This is a genomic window from Novosphingobium sp. NFX11 (assembly GCF_057376415.1).
The window spans coordinates 1,371,838-1,391,081 of the sequence record NZ_CP080385.1 but is presented as its reverse complement, the minus strand read 5'-3'; the positions used below and the strand labels follow the sequence as shown (position 1 = coordinate 1,391,081).

Sequence of the window (19,244 nt, the reverse complement as noted above, 5' to 3'; positions counted from 1 at the left end):
AGCGCCGTAGTCGTCATGGCAGGTCTTCCTTGCGTCTTAGGGGGCTTCGGCGGGCGAAGGCTTGGGCAGCGGCACGGGAACATGCGGCGGAATGACGACGGCGCCGTCCTTCACCATCATGCGCCCATCCTTGAACACCATCGATACCTTGCGCAGCGCGTCGATGTCCTGATCGGGGCGACCGTCCACCACGATCACGTCGGCCAGCTTGCCGGGCTGGATCGAGCCGATGAGGTCGTCCATCGCCAGCAGCTTCGCGTTCGTCAGCGTCGCCGCCTGCAGCGCCTGCGGGACCGTGTAGCCGCCCTTCACGAACCACTTGAGTTCGGCGAGGTAGATGTTGGGGATCATTTTGTTCGCATCACCGATCGTGTCGGTGCCCACGCCCATGACGATGCCCGCCTTCTTCATCTTCTGGAACAGCGCGAAGTTCGCGTCCGAGGTCATCGTGAAGCGGCGCGAGGTCGAATCCCAGAAGCCGCCCGCGCGGTCGAGCACGTTCTGGTAGACCTGCAGCGTCGGCACCGAGGCGGTGTGATGCTGCGCCATTTCGGCAATGGTCCTGTCGGTGCGCGGAAGCGGATGCTCGATCATGTCGATGCCTGCTTCCACCGCCATCTGGGTGTAGATCGTCTCGCAGTCGCACGTCACCTTGAGGCCAAGGCGATGCGCCTCGTCCACCGCCGCCTGGATCTCGTCCGGGGCAAAGTGGCTGGCGACCTTGATGACGCTGGCGCCTTTCTTGAACGTCTCACGCACGGCGGCGCGCCAGGCGTCGGCGCCGTTGCGTTCCCAGGCATAGTCGGGGCCGTGTGAGGGGCGTACCGGACGTTCGGTGGCATGGCCGCCGGTGCCGGTGATGATGTGCCCGGCGGTGAACACGCGCGGCGAAGGGATGGCATCCTGCGCCGCCCAGTCGGCCAGACGATAAGGCGCATCGCCCACGCCGTTGAGATCGCGCACGGACGTGAAGCCCGCCTCGATGAACCAGCGCAGGTTGCGTTCGCCGCGCAGCACGCCGTCGGCGTCCTCGGCCTGCACGTCGTAGGGCGTATCGTTGTCCGGGTACGTCAGGTGCACGTGCATGTCGATCAGGCCGGGCATCACGAACTTGCCGGTCACGTCGATCACTTTAGCATCGGCGGGCCACGCGGTGCTGTCCGCAGACAGCACGGCAATGACCCGCCGACCCTGCATCACCACGCTTCCCGGTGCGACCCGAAGGGACTGCGTGTCGAAGACGAAGCCGCCGCGCAGCACGGTGACCGGTCCAGTGGCCGCTTCGGGCCGCTCGGGGATCATGCGCGGGGTGTGATCGGTGTTGGTGCCGCCCGCGATCCACTCGTGGCGGTCGGTGCGCGGCACTGCGGCATCGCGCTCGGGCGCGGCGGCGGAAGCCATGCCCGACAGGCCAAGAGCGGTGCCGGCAAGGACGAGGTTACGGCCAATGTTACGAAATGAATGCTTCATGATGTTTGCGACCGTCATGTTTTGCGCGAAGCTTTGGTTACATGTTGCCCTGACCCGCCATTGCCTCGGCAATGCGGGAAATCGCGCCGCCCAACTGGGCCTGAAGGCGCGCGGGGTCCTGCCGGTAGCGCTGCGAGATGCAGGCGAGCCCGAGCGCCGCCAGCGGCTGCCCCTGCCCGAGCGGAATGACGGCGGCGACACCCGTGCCGCCGACCGCGAATTCGTCCTCGACCACCGCGAAGCCCGTTTCGCGCGCGGCTTCCACGGCGTCGATCACGGCGCTGCGATCGACTTGCGTGGAGGCGGTGAGCGCGGCGCGCGGCACGCTGTCCAGCGCGGCCTCGAAGGCGGCGGGCTCCATTCGCGCCAGCAGCACGCGGCCCAGCGCGGTGCAGTATGCGGGAACCTTGCGCGGCAGTTCGATGTCGTAGCGGATGTCCGAAGGCGATGCCTCCTTGGCCAGCAGCCGCACGAGGCCGGACGCATCGGGCATGCCCAGCAGCACCGTCTCGCCCGCATCCACCGCCAGCGCGGTCATCACCGGCGGGGCGACGCGCAGGATGCGGCCATGGCGCGCGAAGCCGTCGCGGCGGATCATGTCGTTGAGGCGGTAGCTGTCGTCCTCGTCCTCGCGGACCAGATAGCCACGCTTGTGCAAGGTGCGCAGCAGGCCCAGCGTGCTGCTCTTGGGCAGTTCCAGACCGCGCGCGACTTCGCTGAGCGTCAGCCCGTCGCACCGCGTCGAAAACAGCTCGAGCATGTCGAGCACGCGTGCTGCGGACTTGATATCACTGGTCATCGCGGCCCCTGATCACTTTCACGTCATTCGTTCATGAATCAGAACGACACGTTCATATCTGTGAACAGACTGTGCGCTGTTTGCCCGGAGGTGTCAAATGTTTGTCTTTTGCGCCGATCTGCGCATGTTTGTTACGGTATCGCGGGGAACCGTCGGATGATCTGCAATGTGGCATCGTCGGGGAAGACAAAGCGCATAGACCAGATGACCTGAATTTCACGCAGTCCCGCATCACTGGCACAAGCCAGTCCGCACGATGCGTTCACGAACGTGAACACTACCTTCTCCTTACGTTTCTTTCTCGATTATTTTATGATCATTTATTGAAATTTGATCAGAATGCGTACATCTGATGGTCATGGCCACGATCATGCAGTCCCGCGAACCGAACCGGAAGGATCTGACCGGCCCTGCCTTGCGCACGTTCTTTCGCATCGCCGATGCCTGGGGACTCAAGGAGAACGAACAGATGCGGCTGCTCGGACTGGACAACCGTTCCACGTTCCAGTCGTGGAAGCGCGGCGCCGTGGCGGCCATTCCCAAGGATGCGCTAGAGCGCATTTCCTACGTCCTGGGCATCTACAAGGGCCTGCAAATCCTGCTACCGCGAACGGCCGACGATTGGGTGCGCAAACCCAATGCCGCACCGCTATTCAGCGGCCGCTCGGCGCTTGATCGCATGACTTCAGGCAACGTCGCGGACCTCTATGTGGTGCGGCAGTACGTCGACGCCCAGCGCGGCTGACGGCAAACATCCTCATGGACGTTCCGGTAACCGCCCTGCTCTGGACGCCGTGCTATCGCATCGTGCCGAGCCGGTTCCCTCCGGTCTCCGTGTTCGACAAGGTTGCCGATCCGGCCGACCTCGAAGCCGTATTCGCACTGGAGGCGATGACGAACGACCGTCTGCGCGAAGAGACCGGCCAACTGGCGCTGGTGCCGCCCGAGGACCGCGTCTCCGGCCCCGGTTCGACGCCAATCATGGCGGCCTTTACGCATCTCAATCCGAAAGGCGACCGGTTCACCGACGGGGCATTCGGGGTTTTCTACGCGGCGCGCTCGGTCGATACGGCAGTGGCGGAAACCTGCTACCATCGCGGCCGGTTCATGGCCTTCACCTTGGAGCCTGCGCAGGAACTCGACATGCGGGTCTATGCCGTCGATCTTGCCGCGCGGATGCACGACATACGTGAGCGGCGGGAAGATCTTGCGGCGATCTACCACCCCGACCACTACGGCGCGTCGCAGGCGTTTGCCGTAGCCCTGCGCGGCGAAGGTTCGGACGGCATCGTCTATGCCAGTGTCCGGCATGAGGGCGGCGAATGCGCGGCTGTGTTCCGGCCACGCCTGCTCTCCAACTGCCGGCAGGAACGCCACTTGTGCTACGTCTGGGACGGCAGCGCGATCGCCACCGTCTACGAAAAGCGCGCGTTCGGCTGAGCGATCAGCCGCGAAGGCGCTCCGCGTGCCAGGCGACGTGCTCGGGCATGAACGTGGAGATGAAGTAGTACGAGTGGTCGTACCCCTCCTGCATGCGGATCGTCGCAGGCTGCCCCGCCTTCTCGCATGCCGCGACGAGCAGCGGCGTGCGCAGTTGTTCGTTGAGGAAGCCGTCCGCCGTCCCCTGATCCACAAGCAGCGCCGGAACGCGCGCGCCGTCCTCGATCAGCGCGCAGGCGTCATAGGCACGCCAGCCGACACGGTCATCGCCGAGATAGCCCGTCAGCGCCTTGTCGCCCCAGGGGCAGTTCAGCGGCGAGACGATCGGCGAGAAGGCGCTGACCGAGCGGAAACGATCCGGGTTGCGCAGCGCGATCGTCAGCGCACCATGGCCGCCCATCGAGTGGCCGGTGATCCCCTGACGCGCAGTGTCCACCGCGAAATGCTGCGCGACGAGCGCGGGTAATTCGGCCTCGATGTAGGAGCGCATGCGGAAATGCTGCGCCCAGGGATCACGCGTCGCATCGACGTAGAAGCCCGCGCCCTTGCCGAAGTCGTAGCCCTCATCGTCAGGCACGTCGTCGCCGCGCGGACTGGTATCCGGCGCGACGAAGATCACGCCATGCTGCGCGCATGCTGCACGAAACTCACCCTTCTCGGTGACGTTCGCATGCGTGCATGTGAGCCCGGAGAGATACCATAGCACCGGCAGTTTCGCACCCGGCTCATGGTCGGGTACGAAGACGGAGAACGTCATCGGCGTTCCGGTCTCGGCGCTGTCGTGGCGATAGACGCCCTGCGTGCCGCCGTGGCCGCGGTTGGTGGAAATCGTCTCCAGGCTCATCGCATCAGGCCTTCGGTGCCTGCCAGAGGCAGAGCTTGTTGCCGGTCGGATCGCGCAAGTACGCGCCGTAGGCACCAGGGAACATCTCGCGCGGACCGGGCGCACCTTCACAGGTGCCGCCTGCAGCGAGACCTGCAGCATGGGCGGCATCGACCGCCTCGGGGCCGGGTGCGGCAAAGCCGATCGTGCCGCCGTTGGCGAAGCTCGGCGCATTGCCGTCGCGCGGGGTCACCGCCGCGAAGAAGCCGCCGGACGTGGCGTATCCGACACCGTGCCCTTCGCCGATCAAGTTGCCCTCGCCATGGCCGAGCGCGCCGAGAACGGCATCGTAGAAGGTCTTGGCGGCCGGAACGTCATTGGCGCCGACCATGATATGCGTGAACATCGAAATTTCCCTCTTCAGAAGACCACGACCGAGCGAATGGATTCGCCCGCGTGCATCAAGTCAAAGCCCTTGTTGATTTCTTCAAGGCCCATGACGTGGGTTATCATCGGATCGATTTCGATCTTGCCGGTCATGTACATATCGACGATCTTGGGCACGTCGGTGCGGCCCTTGGCACCGCCGAACGCGGTGCCGCGCCAGTTGCGGCCGGTGACAAGCTGGAACGGGCGCGTCGCGATCTCCTTGCCCGCTTCCGCCACGCCGATGATGATCGAGGTGCCCCAGCCGCGATGGCAGGCTTCCAGAGCAGTGCGCATCACTTCGGTGTTGCCGGTGGCGTCGAAGGTATAGTCGGCCCCGCCGTCGGTCATCAGCACGATCTTCGCGACGATGTCCTCGCGGCTCATGCCCTTGGTGTTGAGGAAGTCGGTCATGCCGAAGCGGCGGCCCCATTCCTCGCGATCCGGATTGATGTCGACGCCGATGATCCTGTTCGCGCCAGCAAGGCGGGCTCCCTGGATGACGTTGAGGCCGATCCCGCCGAGGCCGAAGATGACGACGTTGTCGCCCACCTGCACCTTGGCGGTGTTGATCACCGCGCCCACGCCGGTGGTGACGCCGCAGCCGATGTAGCACGAGGACTGGAACGGCGCGTCCTCACGGATTTTGGCGACCGCGATCTCGGGCAGGACGGTGAAGTTCGAGAACGTCGAGCAGCCCATGTAGTGGAAGATCTGCTGGCCCTTGTAGCTGAACCGGCTGGTGCCGTCGGGCATCAGGCCCTTGCCCTGCGTGGCGCGGATCGCGGTGCACAGGTTGGTCTTGCCCGAGAGGCACGACTTACACTGGCGGCATTCCGGCGTGTAGAGCGGAATCACGTGGTCGTCCTGCTTCACGCTGGTGACGCCCGGCCCCACCGCGCGCACGATCCCGGCGCCTTCATGGCCGAGGATCGAGGGGAAGATGCCCTCGCTGTCGAAGCCGTCGAGCGTGTAGGCGTCGGTGTGGCAGATGCCGGTCGCCATGATCTCGACCAGGACTTCGCCTTCCTTCGGCCCTTCCAGGTCCACTTCGACGATTTCGAGCGGCTTCTTCGCCTCGAAGGCAACGGCGGCGCGGGTCTTCATGCGGGGTGTCTCCTTTTCGCCGCGGGTTCTAGCGCCTTGCCGGATTGTCGTTAATGGGGTTCTTGGGAAAAGCATTATAACCGAGTGGAAAAAATCGTGATTGGAGCCTGGGACGGCATCGAGGAATTCGTGACGGTGGCGCGGACCGGCAGCTTCACCGCCGCCGCACGCAGCTTCGGCGCTTCGGTCACGCACATGAGCCGCGCCGTTTCCCGGCTGGAGGCGAAGCTCGGCAGCCAGTTGTTCCATCGCACCACCCGCTCGCTGGGGCTGACCGAAGCGGGCCGCATCTTCTACGAGACCGGCAGCCGCCTGATCTCCGAGCGCGAGGACGCCATCGCCGCCGTCACCGCGCAGGGTAGCCCGCGCGGCAACTTGCGCATCACCTGCTCGTACACATTGGGAGAGCGGTTCATCGGCCCGGTTTTGCGCGAGTATGCGCGTGAGCATCCCAGGCTCGCGATCGCCTGCGACCTCGACAACGACGTCGTCGATCTGATCCGCGACGGCTACGACATCGCCATCCGCACGGGGCATCTGGAGGACTCGCGCCTCGTCGCGACACGGGTGGCTTCGCGGGCGATGGTCACCGTCGCCGCGCCCGCCTATCTCGCCGCGAAGGGACGCCCACAACGCATCGCCGAGTTGAAGGAGCACGACTGTCTCGTCGGCTCGGCCGCGCTCTGGCACTTCCAGCGCGGCGAAACCTTTCGTCCGGAAGGGCGCTGGCGCTGCAACAACGGAACGATGGTGCTGGAAGCGGCGCTGGAAGGCATGGGCGTGTGCCAGTTGCCCGCGTTCTATACGGCAGCGGCGATCGCAGAGGGCCGGCTGGAGGAAGTGCTCGCCGGAGAATGTCCCGACGACGAACCGATCTGGGCCGTCTATCCACGCCTCAAGCACCTCTCCCCCAAGGTCAGCCTGTTCGTGGCGCTGCTGCGCCGCCGATTGCCCGCTCTATTGGCGGGGAAACGGCGAATTAGCGAAAGTCCGCCTCACTTCGTCATTGCGAGCGGAGCGAAGCAATCCAGAGCAACGCAAAGCTGCCCTGGATTGCTTCTCCGCTTCGCGGCTCGCAATGACGAAGTCCTTGGCCTCTCAGCGGCTGCCGAAGGCGTAGCGGACGTTGATACCGAACTCGCGCGGGGCGGTGGTGGTCACGCCGTTGTAAGTGCTGGTGAACGTGGTCGCCGCGCCACCCGCCAGAATGTTGCGATAGGACGTAAACAGCGGGTCGGTCCGGGTCAGCGTCTTGGTGGTGTCCAGCAGGTTCTTGGCGAAGAGCGAGACTTCCCACGCCCCCTTGGCGTCGCGGATGCCGGTAAAGACATTGACCAGACCGTAAGAGCCGAGGTTGTCGTAGATGTTCACCGGGTCGACGCGCGAACTGCCGAAGAAGTTGAACAGGCCGCGCACGTACGCATTGACGTGATCGCTCACCGCGAAGCTGTATTCGCTGGTCAGCGTTGCGCTGAACGGCGCCTGGAAGCCGGAGCGCTGGTTGACCTGGCAAGCCGAAATGTTGTCACTGCCAACCGCAGCCTGCAGAACCGGCAGCGAAGGCGCGGACGTGATCACATCCGGCACGCCGTCCCCGTTGAGGTCGTTACATGGAACCGTACCGCTCTTGATCTTGCCGATCGAGTAGCTGGCGACGAGACCCAGGTTCCAGCCGTCCATCACGTCGATCGAGACGTCGCCCTCGATGCCGTTGACCTCGACCGGGACGGCGCCGACGAAGTTGAACTGGGTCACCACCGGGTTGGCCGGATTGGTGTAGTCCACGAAGTAGACCCCGCGTCCGCCGGTGCGGTACGGATAGTTCTTGAACTTCTGGTGGTAGGCCGTCGCGTTCAGGCGCATGCGGCCGCCCAGAAGCGTGCTCTTGAAGCCCAGCTCATAGGACTTGGAGCTTTCCGGCGGCAGGTTGACGAAGCTCTCCTCCAGTTCCGACATGCGCTGGCTGAAATCGCCAACCACGTTGATACCGGGCCGCCAGGAGCTTCCCGTGCTCGCATAGACCATGAAGTCTGGCGAGAAATTGTGCTTCACCGAAGCCGAGTAGATCCACTTCTTCGCGTCCTGACCGGTCGTGGCGGTCGAGGCGCCATTGATGAACAAGCCGTTCTGCGAAGTGTAGGAGATGTGGCGCACGCCGCCGGAAACTTCGGTCCCCTCGCCCAGATGCGCGGTCAGGTTGCCGAAGAACGACTGCTCGTGGCTGGTATTGGTACGCTGGATCGCGGTGTTGACGATGCCGAAGATGGCACCGGTCGTCGCGCTCGTCGGATAGCCCAGGATGGTCGGACGGTTGAGAGTCGTCGGGTTGTCGTTCTTGTAGTCGAAGAAGCCGACGACGTAATCGAAGATGTCGGCGATGCGCGCGTCGTTCTGCAGGCGCACTTCATGCGAGGTCGCCTTGGGCGACGAATACGTATCCTGAACGGTGCCGGCGGAAAAGAAGTTGGCCTCGTCCGAATTTTCGATGCCGGTGATCTTCTGGGTATAGTGCTGGCCCTGATAGATCAGCACTTGCCCGAAGCCCGATGCCTCCGCGCGCCAGTTGTAGATGTCGTAGATCTGGTGGATCGGACGCGGCGATTCCATGATCGAGCGGCGGTCCGAACTGTCGATATAGACCGGGCTCGCGGCGGCGTCGGGGTTCACTTCGCTGAAGGACGCGACCTGATCGTAGAGACGGGCCTTGCGGTCCATCTTCTGGTACATGCCCTCGAACTTCAGCCAGTCGGTCGGCTGCACGATGGCGGAGATGCGGCCGCTCTTGGTGCGCTGGAAGGGATCGCGCGCAGAAGTGATCGGACGGACGCGGTCGGCCTCGTTCTCGTCCCAGACACCGGCGACGCGGATCGCGGCGATGCCTTCGATGATGGGCAGGTTGAAGCCGCCCTTGAAGTTGAGCGTGCCGATATCGTTGGCGGTCATGTCGGTGAAGCCGCCCACCGAATAGAGATCGGGCTTCTTGGCGCCGATGGTGATCGAGCCCGAAGGCGCGGCGCGGCCGCGCAGCGTGCCCTGAGGCCCGCGCTGCACTTCGATCTGGCCGATGTCGTACATCTGCTGCAGGATCACGCCCGCCGTGATCGGCGCGTCGTTGAAGTAGAATTCGACCGTCGGGTTGGTGCCGCTGGCCGAGACGTCGAAGTTGACGCCGCGCAGGCGGCCGCCGCCGCCGACGCCGTTCGCCTCGGTGGTGAGCTGGAGGCCGGGGACGAGGGTGGAGACTTCCTTGAAGTCACGGATGTTGAGCTTGGCCACGTCGTCCGCCGTCACCGTGTCGATGACCGCCGGAACGTCCTGCACCGCCTCGTCGCGGCGGCGAGCCTGGACGATGATGACGTTGCCGGCGACCGCTTCGTCGGCGGACGTGTCCGCATCCTGCGCAAGGGCCGGGGTCGAGAGACCTGCCAGGCTGGCGGAACACAGAAGTACAGACGAAAACAGCCTCATCACATCATCCCCATCATTGGTCTTACCGTTCGGTCGCTCCCGGCTGCGGCCCTGAGGCCGCATGGTGCTGGAAACGCCCGTCGATCGCCCCGTCTTGGCGGCGGAGCCTTCTTCGGCGGCCCCCGTCGACGCGGGAACCTGTCCGTCCAATTGCGAGGCCGGAAAGCTCCGCAATCAGCCGCTGGACCATACGGGCGGGCGGCGGAGTAATGAAGCAGTGGCGGCCAACATCTTCCCGGCGATGATGCTCGTGCGGGCATTCGCTGTGGCGATTTGTCGAGGCAAGTCCGCATGAAGGCAGGATAAGTGCCGGAAATGACACTTTTCCGAAGTATTCCGGCGCAATTCGCCGCCCCCTACTTCTTACCGGCAATGTTTGGTGCGTCCGATACCCACGTCGGTCTTACCAATTCGCGGGTATGTTTGATTGCACGCGCATCGGGTCAATTGGCGTGAAAGGTTCGCCGGGCGTAGCGAATCATGAGCGTAATGGAGGATCTCACCCGTGACACTTTGCCCCCGGTAAAGTGTCATTGCTGACAAAGCGAAACATGGTCCGGAAAGGGGATTCTCACGATTCCATTTATGTGCTCTATTTTGCCTCGCTATGTTCCATTACACGCCTCTCTCCCCGCATCGCGGGCAGACCAGCGACATGGCGGATCTCCTCGACCGCGTGGCACAGACAAGTTCGCGGCCGCGCTATGCCTTCATGGTTCTGAGCCTCATCGCCGAAATCGCGCGGCCCGACGGCAGCGCGGGGCCCTTCATCCTGCGCGCAGGCCGCAGCACCCTGCTGCGCGACTGGCTCTGCGACGCGCTCGCCCCGATGGGCGCACGCGACCCGAAGCGGCTGATGCTGGCGGAGAAAGTGCGCCTTGAGCTGCTCGCCTCCGGCAAGGCCCCGGCGGAACCGCAGGCGGCCGAAGCGGTGATCGCCGCCGAGGTGCACGAACGTATCCGCAAGTCGGGCAAGACCAACCTCAGCCGCGCGGTTTCTGAACTGGTGCATGCCGGGCTGATCCGGCGCCACTACCAGGGCTTTCGCGTCGATCACCAGAACCGCGGAGCGGGCGCCACGCGGTCTATACGCTGGTCGGCGGAGCGCGGTGTCTGATGGGGCGATCGGGTCCGGCGCCACAGTCGCCCCGGAGCGAAGCACTCCAGGGCGAACTAAGGCTCAATTAATGCCCCGCCGTAGCATCCGCAGGTGCCGTTAGACCGCCCCCGAGAGCCTTCACGAAGGCCACGCTCGCCTGCATCCGCTGCGTCTGCACCGAGATGTACGCGCGCTGCGCATCGAGCGCATCGGTCTGTGCGGTCACCACGTCAAGATAGCCCGCCGCACCGTCGCGGTAGCGGGACATTGCAATGTCCCGCGTGCGCTGCGCGGCATCGGCCGCCTCCTTCTGCGCCACGGCGGCGGAAGAGAGGTGATGCATCGCGGCAATGGCGTCCTCAACCTGCCGGAACGCGGTGAGCACGGTTTCCCGGTAGTCCGCCGCCGTCTCCTCGTAGTCCGCGCGCGAGATCTTCACTTGTGCCGACCGGCGGCCGCCGTCGAAGATCGTCAACAGGCTGGTGAGCGGGCCGAGCGACCAGAACGTGTTCGGCGTCGTCAGCAACTGACCGTTGGTGGTCTCCCATCCGCCCGCCGCGCCCAGCGTCAGCGAAGGGAAGAACGCCGCCTTGGCCACGCCGATGCGGGCGTTGGCTGCGAAGACCCGCCGCTCTGCGGCGGCGATGTCGGGGCGACGCTGCAGCAGATCGGACGGCGTCGCGGCGGGCGGCGCGGGCGGCGCGAGGTCGGCCGCAGCCACCGGCAGGCTGAAACCGGAAGCCACTTCGCCGACGAGGGCCGCAATCTCATGCTCGGTGGCGGCGCGCTGGTTGGCGATCGTCGCCACTTGTGCGCGGGCATTGCCGAGGACGGTGCGGGCGCGATTGACGTCGATCCCGGAGGCGACGCCGCCGGTGTGCCGCTTATCGGTCAGGTCGTAGGCCCGCGCGAAAGCCTCGACCGACTGGTCGAGCACTTGCGCCTGCGCGTCGAGGCCCCGCAGCCGGAAATAGGCATCGGCCACCGCCGCCTGCAGGCTCAGCTGCGCGGAGGCGAGATCCGCGCGGCTCGCATCCGATTCCGCCGTCGCCGCCTTCACCTGGTTGCGGATGCGCCCCCAGAGGTCCAGCTCGTAGTCGATCGAGCCGCCGACGGTATAGTCGTTGTACTTGCGTGTGGTGCCGGTGCTCAGCGGACGATTTTCCGAGAGCCGTTCGCGCGAAGCCTGCCCGCTCACGCCCGCTTGCGGGTAGAGATCCGACTGCTCCACCCGCGCTGCGGCGCGTGCCGCGTCGTAGCGTGCAAGCGCCGCGGCAAGCGACGGACTCGCTTTTGCTGCCCGCGCCTCCAGATCGGTAAGCATCGGATCGGCATAGACCTCCCACCAAGGCCCCCTGCCCTCGCCATCGCGCGGGGCGGCGGCGGTCCAGCCGGCAACTTCCTTGAACTGCGCAGGCGCAGCGGTCTGGGGTGGCTGATAGTCCGGCGCCATCGAGCAGGCACCCAGCGCAAGAGCGATCGGCAATGCCAGCGCTCGGGCGAGCACGGCCCTGCCCTTGTCCGCCATGGCGTCAACCATTGCCGCCGGTCCCCTTGACGTCCTTGCTGTCCGGCACGGCAATGCGCACGTGGTCGCCGGTGCGGATCGCATCCGGCGGGGAGTCTATGACCTTGTCGCCGGTCTTCAGGCCCACCGAGACCAGTACGGTCTTGCCCTCGTCACGGGCGATGGTGACGCGGCGCAGTGTGACCGTCCCGTCCTTGCCGACGATCGCGACGCTCGGGCCGTCCTCCGCAGCCATGATCGCGCTGCCGGGAAGGCGCAGGCCGCCGCCGACGCCGTCGATGGCGAAGCGCACATGGGCGAAGGCACCGGGCTTGAGCGCGCCGTCGGAATTGTCCGCCTGCAGTTCGACCAGCATCGCGCCCGACTGGGCATCGACCGAGCCCGCCGAACGGGTCAGCGACGCCTCGAAATCGCGGCCTGCGAATTCGGGCAGGTTGAGGCTGGCCTTCATCCCGGCATGGATCTGGGAGGAATAGACCTGCGGCACGCGCACGTAGATGCGCATGCGGTGCACGTCGGAGACGGTGAAGAGGGGCTGCGATGCCGCGTTACCCGACACGACCAGCGCGCCGATCTGGGCCGAGCGACTGGTCACGACACCACTGAACGGCGCGGAAAGCTGCGTGAAGCCGTGCTTGGCGTTCAGTTCGCGCACGCTGGCCAGCGCAGCGTTAGCCAGCGCGGTCTTGGCCGCGAGGTCGCCCGCCTTCTCGTCCGCTTCCTGCTGCGAGACGGCGTCCTGCGCCAGCATCGACTGCCAGCGCTTCGATGTCGTCGCGGCAAGGCGCTGGTTGGCGAGCGCGGTCTGGTAGTCCGCCTTGGCCTGTGCCAGCTGCTGGTCGATCTCGGGCGCGTCGAGGATGGCGAGCGTCTGCCCGGCATTCACGTGATCACCGATGTCGGCCAGCCAGCGGCGGACGTAGCCGTTGGTCCGCGCGTTGATCGCGGCGCTGTTGTAGGCCTGGATGGTTCCTGGCAGGACGAGCCCGTCGCCGCCCTCGGCCGTGGCGGGCGAGACGACGGTGACGGTGGGAACCGCAGCGTCGGCGGCCACCGCCTCAAGGTCGTTGGTGGCGCTGATCCGGCTCGCGACGCCGAAGGCGACGACGGCCAGCGCGACGACGGCGGCGCCGATGCCGACCTTCTTCAGCGTGCCGCTGGAGAGGCTGTTGTTTTCAGTGATCTCGGGTTCAAGCATGGCTGGGCTGCATTTCCATCGAACGGGTCTGCTCGTCGCCATGGGTGCGGCGGCGGTGGACGAAGCTGAACACGGTAGGGACGAAGAATAGGGTTGCGATCGTAGCGCAGATCAGGCCGCCGATCACCGCGCGGCCGAGCGGGGCGTTCTGCTCACCGCCCTCGCCCAGCCCGAGCGCCATCGGCGCCATGCCGATGATCATCGCAAGCGCGGTCATCAGCACCGGGCGGAAGCGCACGAGGCCCGCCTCGATCGCCGCCTTGGTGGCATCGCCCAGTTCGGCGAGTTTTTCGCGCGCGAAGCTGACGACGAGGATCGAGTTCGCGGTCGCCACGCCCATGCACATGATCGCGCCGGTAAGGGCAGGCACCGAAAGCGTGGTCCCCGTGGCGAAGAGCATCCATACGATCCCGGCAAGCGCGGCGGGCAGCGCGGTGATGATGACGAAGGGATCGACCCAGCTCTGGAAGTTCACGACGATCAGCAGGTAGATCAGGAAGATCGCCCCCAGCAAGCCGAAGCCAAGGCCGGAGAAAGCGGTGTTCATGGTCTGGTACTGGCCGCGGATCGTGACGGTCGTGCCCTTGGGCTGTTCCTTCTCGAGCGAACTGATCGCCGACTGTACGGCGGCCGCGACATTGCCGAGATCACGGCCCTGCGTGGTCGCATAGATGTCGATCACGGGCTGGATGTTATAGTGCGAGACCACCGAGGTCGTGCTCGACCGGGTAAGCGAGGCCAGCGCGCCGAGCGGCTGCGTGGGCGTTCCGGCAGTGCCCGAGACCGGGATGTCCGACAGCGCGTTCATCGAACCGACCTGATACTCCGGCGCCTGCGCCACGACCGGATAGGACACGCCGTTTTCCGGGTTCACGAAGAACAGAGGAGCGGTCTGCGCCGTGCCGGCCAGCGAACTGGCAAGGCTGGTCGTCACGTCCCTTTCGCTCAGTCCGTACTGACCGATGCGTGCCCGATCGACCTCCACGTCAAGCTGCGGCGAGCGCGCGGGCTGCTGCAGCCGCATGTCGGCGATCCCGGGAATGCGCGAAAGTCTGGTCATCAGCTTGTGCGCGTAGATACGCGCGGCGTCCTGGTCCTTGCCCGCGATCTGGATGTCGATCGGCGAAGGCGAACCGAAGTTGAGGATCTGGCTGGTTATGTCGGCGGGCAGGAAGGCGAACGTGGCGCCGGGGAAGCGGCGCGGCATTTCCACACGCAGACGATCGACGAATTGCTCGGTCGGCTGGTGGCCTTCCTTGAGAGTGACCAGAACGTCGCCATCCTGCGGACCGATCGTTCCGCTGTTCGAATAGATGGTATTGAGCGGGCTGACCGGCAGGCCGATGTTGTCGGTGACAGTGCCAAGCTGTTCTGCCGGAATGATCCGGCGGATCTCGCTGGTAATCGCCTCGAACCGCGAGGCCGAAGTCTCGATGCGGGTGCCTGCGGGCAACCGCACGTGCATGGCGATCTGCCCGGAATCGACCGCCGGGAAGAAGTTGCTGCCCAGGAATGGCATCAGTCCGAACGAGACGAGCACGATCGCAAGGAAGCCGATCATGAAGCCCTTGCTGGATCCCAACGCCCGGCGCAGCAGGCTGATGTAGACCGCCCTCACCTTTTCGAACCGCGCCTCGAAGCCGCGCTGGAAGCGGACGAACACGTTGCGCGAGCCTGGCTCTCCGGCGTTGTGATGGTTCTCGCCGTGCGGGGCATGCGGCTTGAGCAGGTACATCGCCATGGTCGGCACCAGCGTGCGCGACAGGATGAACGAGGCGATCATCGCGAAGACCACCGACAGCGCCATCGGCACGAAAAGATAGCCCGCGACGCCCGGCAGGAAGAACATCGGCACGAAGACGATGCAGATGCACAGCAGCGAGACGAACGCCGGCGTCACGATCTGCGCCGCGCCGTCGAGGATGGATTCCACGACGCCCTTGCCCTGCTCGAGGTGCCAGTTGATGTTCTCGATCGTCACCGTCGCGTCATCGACGAGGATGCCGACCGCGAGCGCAAGGCCGCCCAGCGTCATCACGTTGAGCGTCTGCCCGAAGATCGCCAGCGCCATGACGGCAGCCAGCACCGCCAGCGGGATCGACAGTGCGATGATCACCGTCGAGCGCCAGGAGCCGAGGAACAGGAGGATCATCAGCGAGGTCAGCGCGGCGGCGATCGCACCTTCGTGGATGACGCCACTGACCGCCGCCTTCACGAACAGCGACTGGTCGCCCACGATCAGGACCTTGAGCGTGTCGGGCAGCGTCTGCTGGATGGAAGGCATGGCCTCCTTCACCCCGTTGACGATGGCCAGCGTCGAGGCTGCGCCGTTCTTGAGCACGGTCAGCAGCGCCGAGCGGCTGCCATCGACATGCACGATGTTCTGCTGCTGCGCGCTGCCATCGCGCACGTAGGCGACGTCACGCATATAGATGGTGGCGCCGTTGACGACCTTGACCGGGATGTCGTTGAGCGCGTCGATCGTGCTCGGCGAGTTGTTGAGGCGCACGCTGTACTGGGTCGCACCGATCTTCACGAAACCAGCCGGGTTGATCTGGTTCTGTGCGGCAATGGCGTTGCCGACGTCCTGCGCTGAAAGCCCGCGCGCCTGCAGCGCTTGCGGATCGAGGTCGATCTGGACCTGACGCTGCTTGCCGCCGGACGGGAACGGCATGGCAAGGCCGGGCACGGTGACGAGGCGCGGACGAGATCTGGTTCTGGCCCAGATCGAAAAGCTGCTGCTCGGTCAGCCCCTTGCCCGATAGCGCAAGCTGCAGGATCGGCACGGTGGAAGCGGAATAGTTGAGGATCAGCGGCGGCGTCGCACCCGGCGGAAGCTGCTTGAGGATCGTCTGCGAGATCGAGGTGACCTGCGCCGTCGCGGTGCGGATATCGACGCCCGGCTGGAAGTAGATCTTGACGATGCCGATGCCCTGGTAGGACTGGCTCTCGACGTGTTCGATGTCGTTGACGGTGGTGGTCAGCACGCGCTCGTAAGGCGTGATCATGCGATCGCCGACGTCCTGCGGCGGCAGGCCCGCATATTGCCAGGCGACCGCGATCACCGGAACCTTGATCTCGGGAAAGATGTCGACCGGCGTTCTGAACGCCGCGAGGATACCGCCGACGGCAATCAGGATGGCCATGACGATGAACGTCAGCGGGCGGTTCAGGGCAACTTTGACGATACCGATCATCGACTTCTCCATGTGCCGCGAAGGCACGGTCGATCCGCGCCTCACGGCCCCTTCACCGCCATCCTCGTCGCAAGCCGGTCGCACCGCCCTGCCCCGCCGCGACTGAAGCGCAGGACGAAGGCCCGGCCGGTGGCTCCGGCGTCAGGAAACGGATCGGTCACCCGCCTTGTTGTTCGGGAGCGGTGTTGTCCGGCCGCATCGTGAGAGGAACCCCTCACGAAACCGCCGATGCGCGCTTGGATCTTTTCTGTCCAATATATATGGAGGCACGATCAATATCGAAAACCTCTCAATCGGAGCGTGACCTTTGGAGCTTAGGCACTTGCGCTACTTCGTCTGCGTGGCCGAAGAACTCCACTTCGGGGCAGCCGCGCAGCGTCTGGGCATATCGCAGCCTCCCCTCAGCCAGCAGATTCGTGCGCTGGAGGAGGAACTCGACGTGCGCCTGTTCGACCGTACGAGCAGAAGCGTAAAACTGACGCGCGCCGGGCTGCAGTTCCTGCCCCAGGCGCGCGAGACGCTGGCACAAGCCGACCGTGCCGCCCGCATCGCCAAGCTGGCGGATTCGGGAGAAGTCGGCCGCCTGAGTCTGGGCTTCTCGCCTTCGGTGCCGTTCACGCCTTATGTCGTCGACGCGCTCGCGCGGTTTCGGGCGCAGTTCCCGGAAGTGCATGTCGAACTGAGCGAGCTCCCGCGCGAGGAACAGATCAGCCGCGTCGAGCGCGGCACCCTCGACATCGGTATCTTGCGCGCCTTCTCACCGCTGGCGCTGCTGCCGCAGATGCAGGTCCTTCCGCTCCAGTGCGAAGGCATGATGGTGGCGATGCGGCGCGATCACCGCCTTGCGGAGCACTGATCGGCCTTTGTCGCTTGCCGACATCGAGGGCGAGCAGCTCATCCTCTTTGGCTCGATGAACGGCGCGGGTTTCAATGAGATGCTGAGCACCCATTGCGAGGAACTTGGCTTCCGTCCGACCGTCGCGCTGGAAGCCGACAGTTTCGGAACCCTCGTCGGGCTGACCGCCGCAGGGCTCGGCATAACGATCTTGTCCCGGTCGCTGGCCCGCCTGAATGTCGACACGCTGACGTTCCGGCCCATCGACATGCCGTTTTCCAGCCAGCTCGTGCTGTTCCATCTGCGCGACGCCTCACCGACGACGCGCAATTTCCGCAGCCTCATAGAACCGGTCGGCGATTGACCATAGCGCAGCCCTGACCGTCAAACGGCTCGGACATCATCGGTCACTCGCCCTCGGCTGCTCCCCTGCGCTTGGCATAGCTGATAACGAAAGCATCCCATACGCGCAGCCACTCGGTTTCGCTGCGCTTGCGCGAAATTCCGGGGAACCCGGCGCGGAAGGCGTCGGCCATCTGGTCCACCGACCAGGGGTGTCCCTTGTCGAGGCCGATCTTGCGGTATGCCGCCTCGCGCGTGCCGAAGCTCATGCTGCCGTTCGGGAATTCGAGCAGGGGTCCCTCGTTGGCGGCCTCCTCCTTGCGGGTCTTGGCCTTCGGCATGACCGATGATCTCGGTGCCTCTTTTGCCGCTGGCGCACCCAGCAGCCGCAGATGAGGCCCCACCAGCTTGCGTTCCAGCGGCGCGGGCGAAGGATAGAGCACGACCTTGCGGCCGGTCATGTCGATGTTGGCGTTGGGATAGACGGCCGAAACCAGTTGCATCGTCTCGCGCACGGTCTGCCGGAAACGCTTGCTGTCCGCATCGTTGCCTAGGTGGCGCGCCAGCTGATCCCAGGAAATCGTCTGCCCCTTGTCGGCGGCGATGCGCGGCAGACGATAGGCCAGATAAGTATAGAGGTCGAGGGCGGTAGGCGTGCCCTTCAGCTCGCGGATCGCCACTTCGTTGAGCGGCACCGCATGGTCGATGAGGTGCGCATAGAAGCCTTCCGACATCCGGATCTCACGGGCGAAGGCACCGTTCTTCTCGAGCGAACCCGCATATTCGTTGGAAATCTTGACGTCGCGCACGGCGAAGGCATTGTCGTCGGCCTCGGTGCCATCCCAGCGAGATCTGCCATTCGCAGGCGAGAAGCCTGTCGACCTGCTCACGCATGCGGTTGGCCGTACCGCGCGGCCCATAGGACACGGTCTGATACCCTAATCGGCGCATCCACTCGGTAAAGTTGCGGCCGAGATAGACATCGCGCGAACGCTTCGAAACCGCCTGCGACAAAAGGTAGATCAGCGCGACGCGGGGATAGGCGCCGTAAGGTACGCCAAGGCTGCGCAGGAGCGGCTTGCCATCCACCGTTTGCAGGACCGGCCGCGGGTTGATCGCCAGCGCATACTTGCCGTCTTCGCGCAGGATCGGCTGGGTCTCGTCCTTGGGTCGCTTCGTCGGCAGCGACATGGCACAAAGCGCAGAATGCAGGAACGCCGGCACCGGCTCTTCGTCATGGACGCGCAGAAATGCATCCATCGTCAATTGCGACCCTGCGGCCCGGGCAAGCGAACGCACCCGTTCCTCGCCGCCATCGATCATGGCGAGGGCATACTGGTGTCCAATCGGCTTGCTGCTATCCGAGTTCATATCGCCCTGCTTTGCCCGACTCATGGGGCTGTCATCTGCCGCTTAGACAACAGGTTTCGCCCGGATTGGCAAGGAGCTTGGCAGTTTCGGCAGGAATTAGCGGTTCAAACCTACAACCTCACCGATGATCTCGGTGCGTTT

General features: G+C 65.0%; 14 protein-coding genes and 5 pseudogenes. 8 read left to right on the top strand and 11 right to left on the bottom strand.

Features of this window, described 5'->3' with window-relative positions:
• Nucleotides 1-36: 36 nt before the first annotated feature.
• Both KZO24_RS24245 and KZO24_RS24240 read right to left on the bottom strand, forming a co-directional pair.
• Nucleotides 37-1,470, bottom strand: coding sequence for an amidohydrolase family protein (locus tag KZO24_RS24245; protein ID WP_271184127.1), 1,434 nt, complete (start codon nt 1,468-1,470; stop codon nt 37-39).
• 37 nt (nt 1,471-1,507) lie between these two features.
• Entirely contained in the window at nt 1,508-2,269 is a 762-nt protein-coding gene (locus KZO24_RS24240) for an IclR family transcriptional regulator (protein ID WP_271184126.1), read from the bottom strand.
• A 358-nt stretch (nt 2,270-2,627) separates the two neighbouring features.
• On the opposite strand from KZO24_RS24240, the gene KZO24_RS24235 reads away from it, so the two are divergent.
• Both KZO24_RS24235 and KZO24_RS24230 read left to right on the top strand, forming a co-directional pair.
• The gene (locus KZO24_RS24235; protein WP_271184125.1) at nt 2,628-3,014 is read left to right on the top strand and encodes an MbcA/ParS/Xre antitoxin family protein; all 387 of its coding nucleotides are present in this window, start codon (nt 2,628-2,630) and stop codon (nt 3,012-3,014) included.
• Between the two features lie 14 nt (nt 3,015-3,028).
• Nucleotides 3,029-3,709, top strand: coding sequence for an RES family NAD+ phosphorylase (locus KZO24_RS24230; protein WP_271184124.1), 681 nt, complete (start codon nt 3,029-3,031; stop codon nt 3,707-3,709).
• Between the two features lie 4 nt (nt 3,710-3,713).
• Here the strand turns inward: KZO24_RS24230 and fghA are convergent, their stop codons facing one another.
• Genes fghA through KZO24_RS24215 form a run of 3 tightly spaced genes read right to left on the bottom strand, consistent with a single transcriptional unit; the run spans nt 3,714 to nt 6,065 of the window.
• Complete coding sequence (fghA, locus tag KZO24_RS24225) at nt 3,714-4,553, bottom strand: S-formylglutathione hydrolase (protein ID WP_271184123.1); 840 nt, start codon at nt 4,551-4,553, stop codon at nt 3,714-3,716.
• 4 nt (nt 4,554-4,557) lie between these two features.
• Entirely contained in the window at nt 4,558-4,938 is a 381-nt protein-coding gene (locus tag KZO24_RS24220; protein ID WP_271184122.1) for a VOC family protein, read from the bottom strand.
• Nucleotides 4,939-4,952: 14 nt separating this feature from the next.
• Complete coding sequence (locus KZO24_RS24215; protein WP_271184121.1) at nt 4,953-6,065, bottom strand: S-(hydroxymethyl)glutathione dehydrogenase/class III alcohol dehydrogenase; 1,113 nt, start codon at nt 6,063-6,065, stop codon at nt 4,953-4,955.
• An 84-nt stretch (nt 6,066-6,149) separates the two neighbouring features.
• On the opposite strand from KZO24_RS24215, the pseudogene KZO24_RS24210 reads away from it, so the two are divergent.
• Nucleotides 6,150-6,293 (top strand): annotated as a pseudogene (locus KZO24_RS24210) (helix-turn-helix domain-containing protein); the annotation flags it as partial.
• A 65-nt stretch (nt 6,294-6,358) separates the two neighbouring features.
• Here KZO24_RS24210 and KZO24_RS24205 read toward each other — a convergent pair.
• Nucleotides 6,359-6,481 (bottom strand): hypothetical protein, encoded by a 123-nt coding sequence (locus KZO24_RS24205; protein ID WP_486487351.1) that lies wholly within the window; start codon nt 6,479-6,481, stop codon nt 6,359-6,361.
• Here KZO24_RS24205 and KZO24_RS24200 point away from each other — a divergent pair.
• Nucleotides 6,441-6,956 (top strand): annotated as a pseudogene (locus KZO24_RS24200) (LysR substrate-binding domain-containing protein); the annotation flags it as partial. The gene KZO24_RS24205 and the pseudogene KZO24_RS24200 sit on opposite strands and share 41 nt — an antisense overlap.
• A gap of 207 nt (nt 6,957-7,163) precedes the next feature.
• On the opposite strand, the gene KZO24_RS24195 reads toward KZO24_RS24200, so the two are convergent.
• A complete protein-coding gene (locus KZO24_RS24195; protein WP_271184119.1) occupies nt 7,164-9,533 on the bottom strand; it encodes a TonB-dependent receptor in 2,370 nt (789 codons plus the stop codon).
• Nucleotides 9,534-9,594: 61 nt separating this feature from the next.
• Here KZO24_RS24195 and KZO24_RS24190 point away from each other — a divergent pair, with 61 nt between their 5' ends.
• Nucleotides 9,595-9,828 carry a hypothetical protein gene (locus KZO24_RS24190; RefSeq protein ID WP_370424482.1) on the top strand — a complete coding sequence of 78 codons (234 nt, stop codon included), beginning with the start codon at nt 9,595-9,597 and terminating at the stop codon, nt 9,826-9,828.
• 360 nt (nt 9,829-10,188) lie between these two features.
• Nucleotides 10,189-10,721: pseudogene (locus tag KZO24_RS24185) on the top strand (hypothetical protein).
• On the opposite strand, the gene KZO24_RS24180 reads toward KZO24_RS24185, so the two are convergent.
• From KZO24_RS24180 to KZO24_RS24170, 3 genes and pseudogenes are all read right to left on the bottom strand, one after another.
• Nucleotides 10,718-12,160 (bottom strand): efflux transporter outer membrane subunit, encoded by a 1,443-nt coding sequence (locus KZO24_RS24180; RefSeq protein WP_271184156.1) that lies wholly within the window; start codon nt 12,158-12,160, stop codon nt 10,718-10,720. The pseudogene KZO24_RS24185 and the gene KZO24_RS24180 sit on opposite strands and share 4 nt — an antisense overlap.
• A 4-nt stretch (nt 12,161-12,164) precedes the next feature.
• Entirely contained in the window at nt 12,165-13,358 is a 1,194-nt protein-coding gene (locus KZO24_RS24175; protein WP_271184117.1) for an efflux RND transporter periplasmic adaptor subunit, read from the bottom strand.
• Nucleotides 13,351-16,555 (bottom strand): annotated as a pseudogene (locus KZO24_RS24170) (efflux RND transporter permease subunit). The gene KZO24_RS24175 and the pseudogene KZO24_RS24170 overlap by 8 nt, the downstream one beginning before the upstream one ends.
• Before the next feature lie 322 nt (nt 16,556-16,877).
• Between KZO24_RS24170 and KZO24_RS24165 the strand changes: the two are divergent.
• Both KZO24_RS24165 and KZO24_RS24160 read left to right on the top strand, forming a co-directional pair.
• Nucleotides 16,878-17,411, top strand: a complete 534-nt coding sequence (locus KZO24_RS24165; protein ID WP_486487350.1) for a LysR family transcriptional regulator — start codon at nt 16,878-16,880, stop codon at nt 17,409-17,411.
• Nucleotides 17,412-17,418: 7 nt separating this feature from the next.
• A complete protein-coding gene (locus tag KZO24_RS24160) occupies nt 17,419-17,754 on the top strand; it encodes a LysR substrate-binding domain-containing protein (protein WP_486487349.1) in 336 nt (111 codons plus the stop codon).
• A 43-nt stretch (nt 17,755-17,797) separates the two neighbouring features.
• On the opposite strand, the pseudogene KZO24_RS24155 reads toward KZO24_RS24160, so the two are convergent.
• Nucleotides 17,798-19,103: pseudogene (locus KZO24_RS24155) on the bottom strand (replication protein RepA).
• Nucleotides 19,104-19,244: the final 141 nt, after the last annotated feature.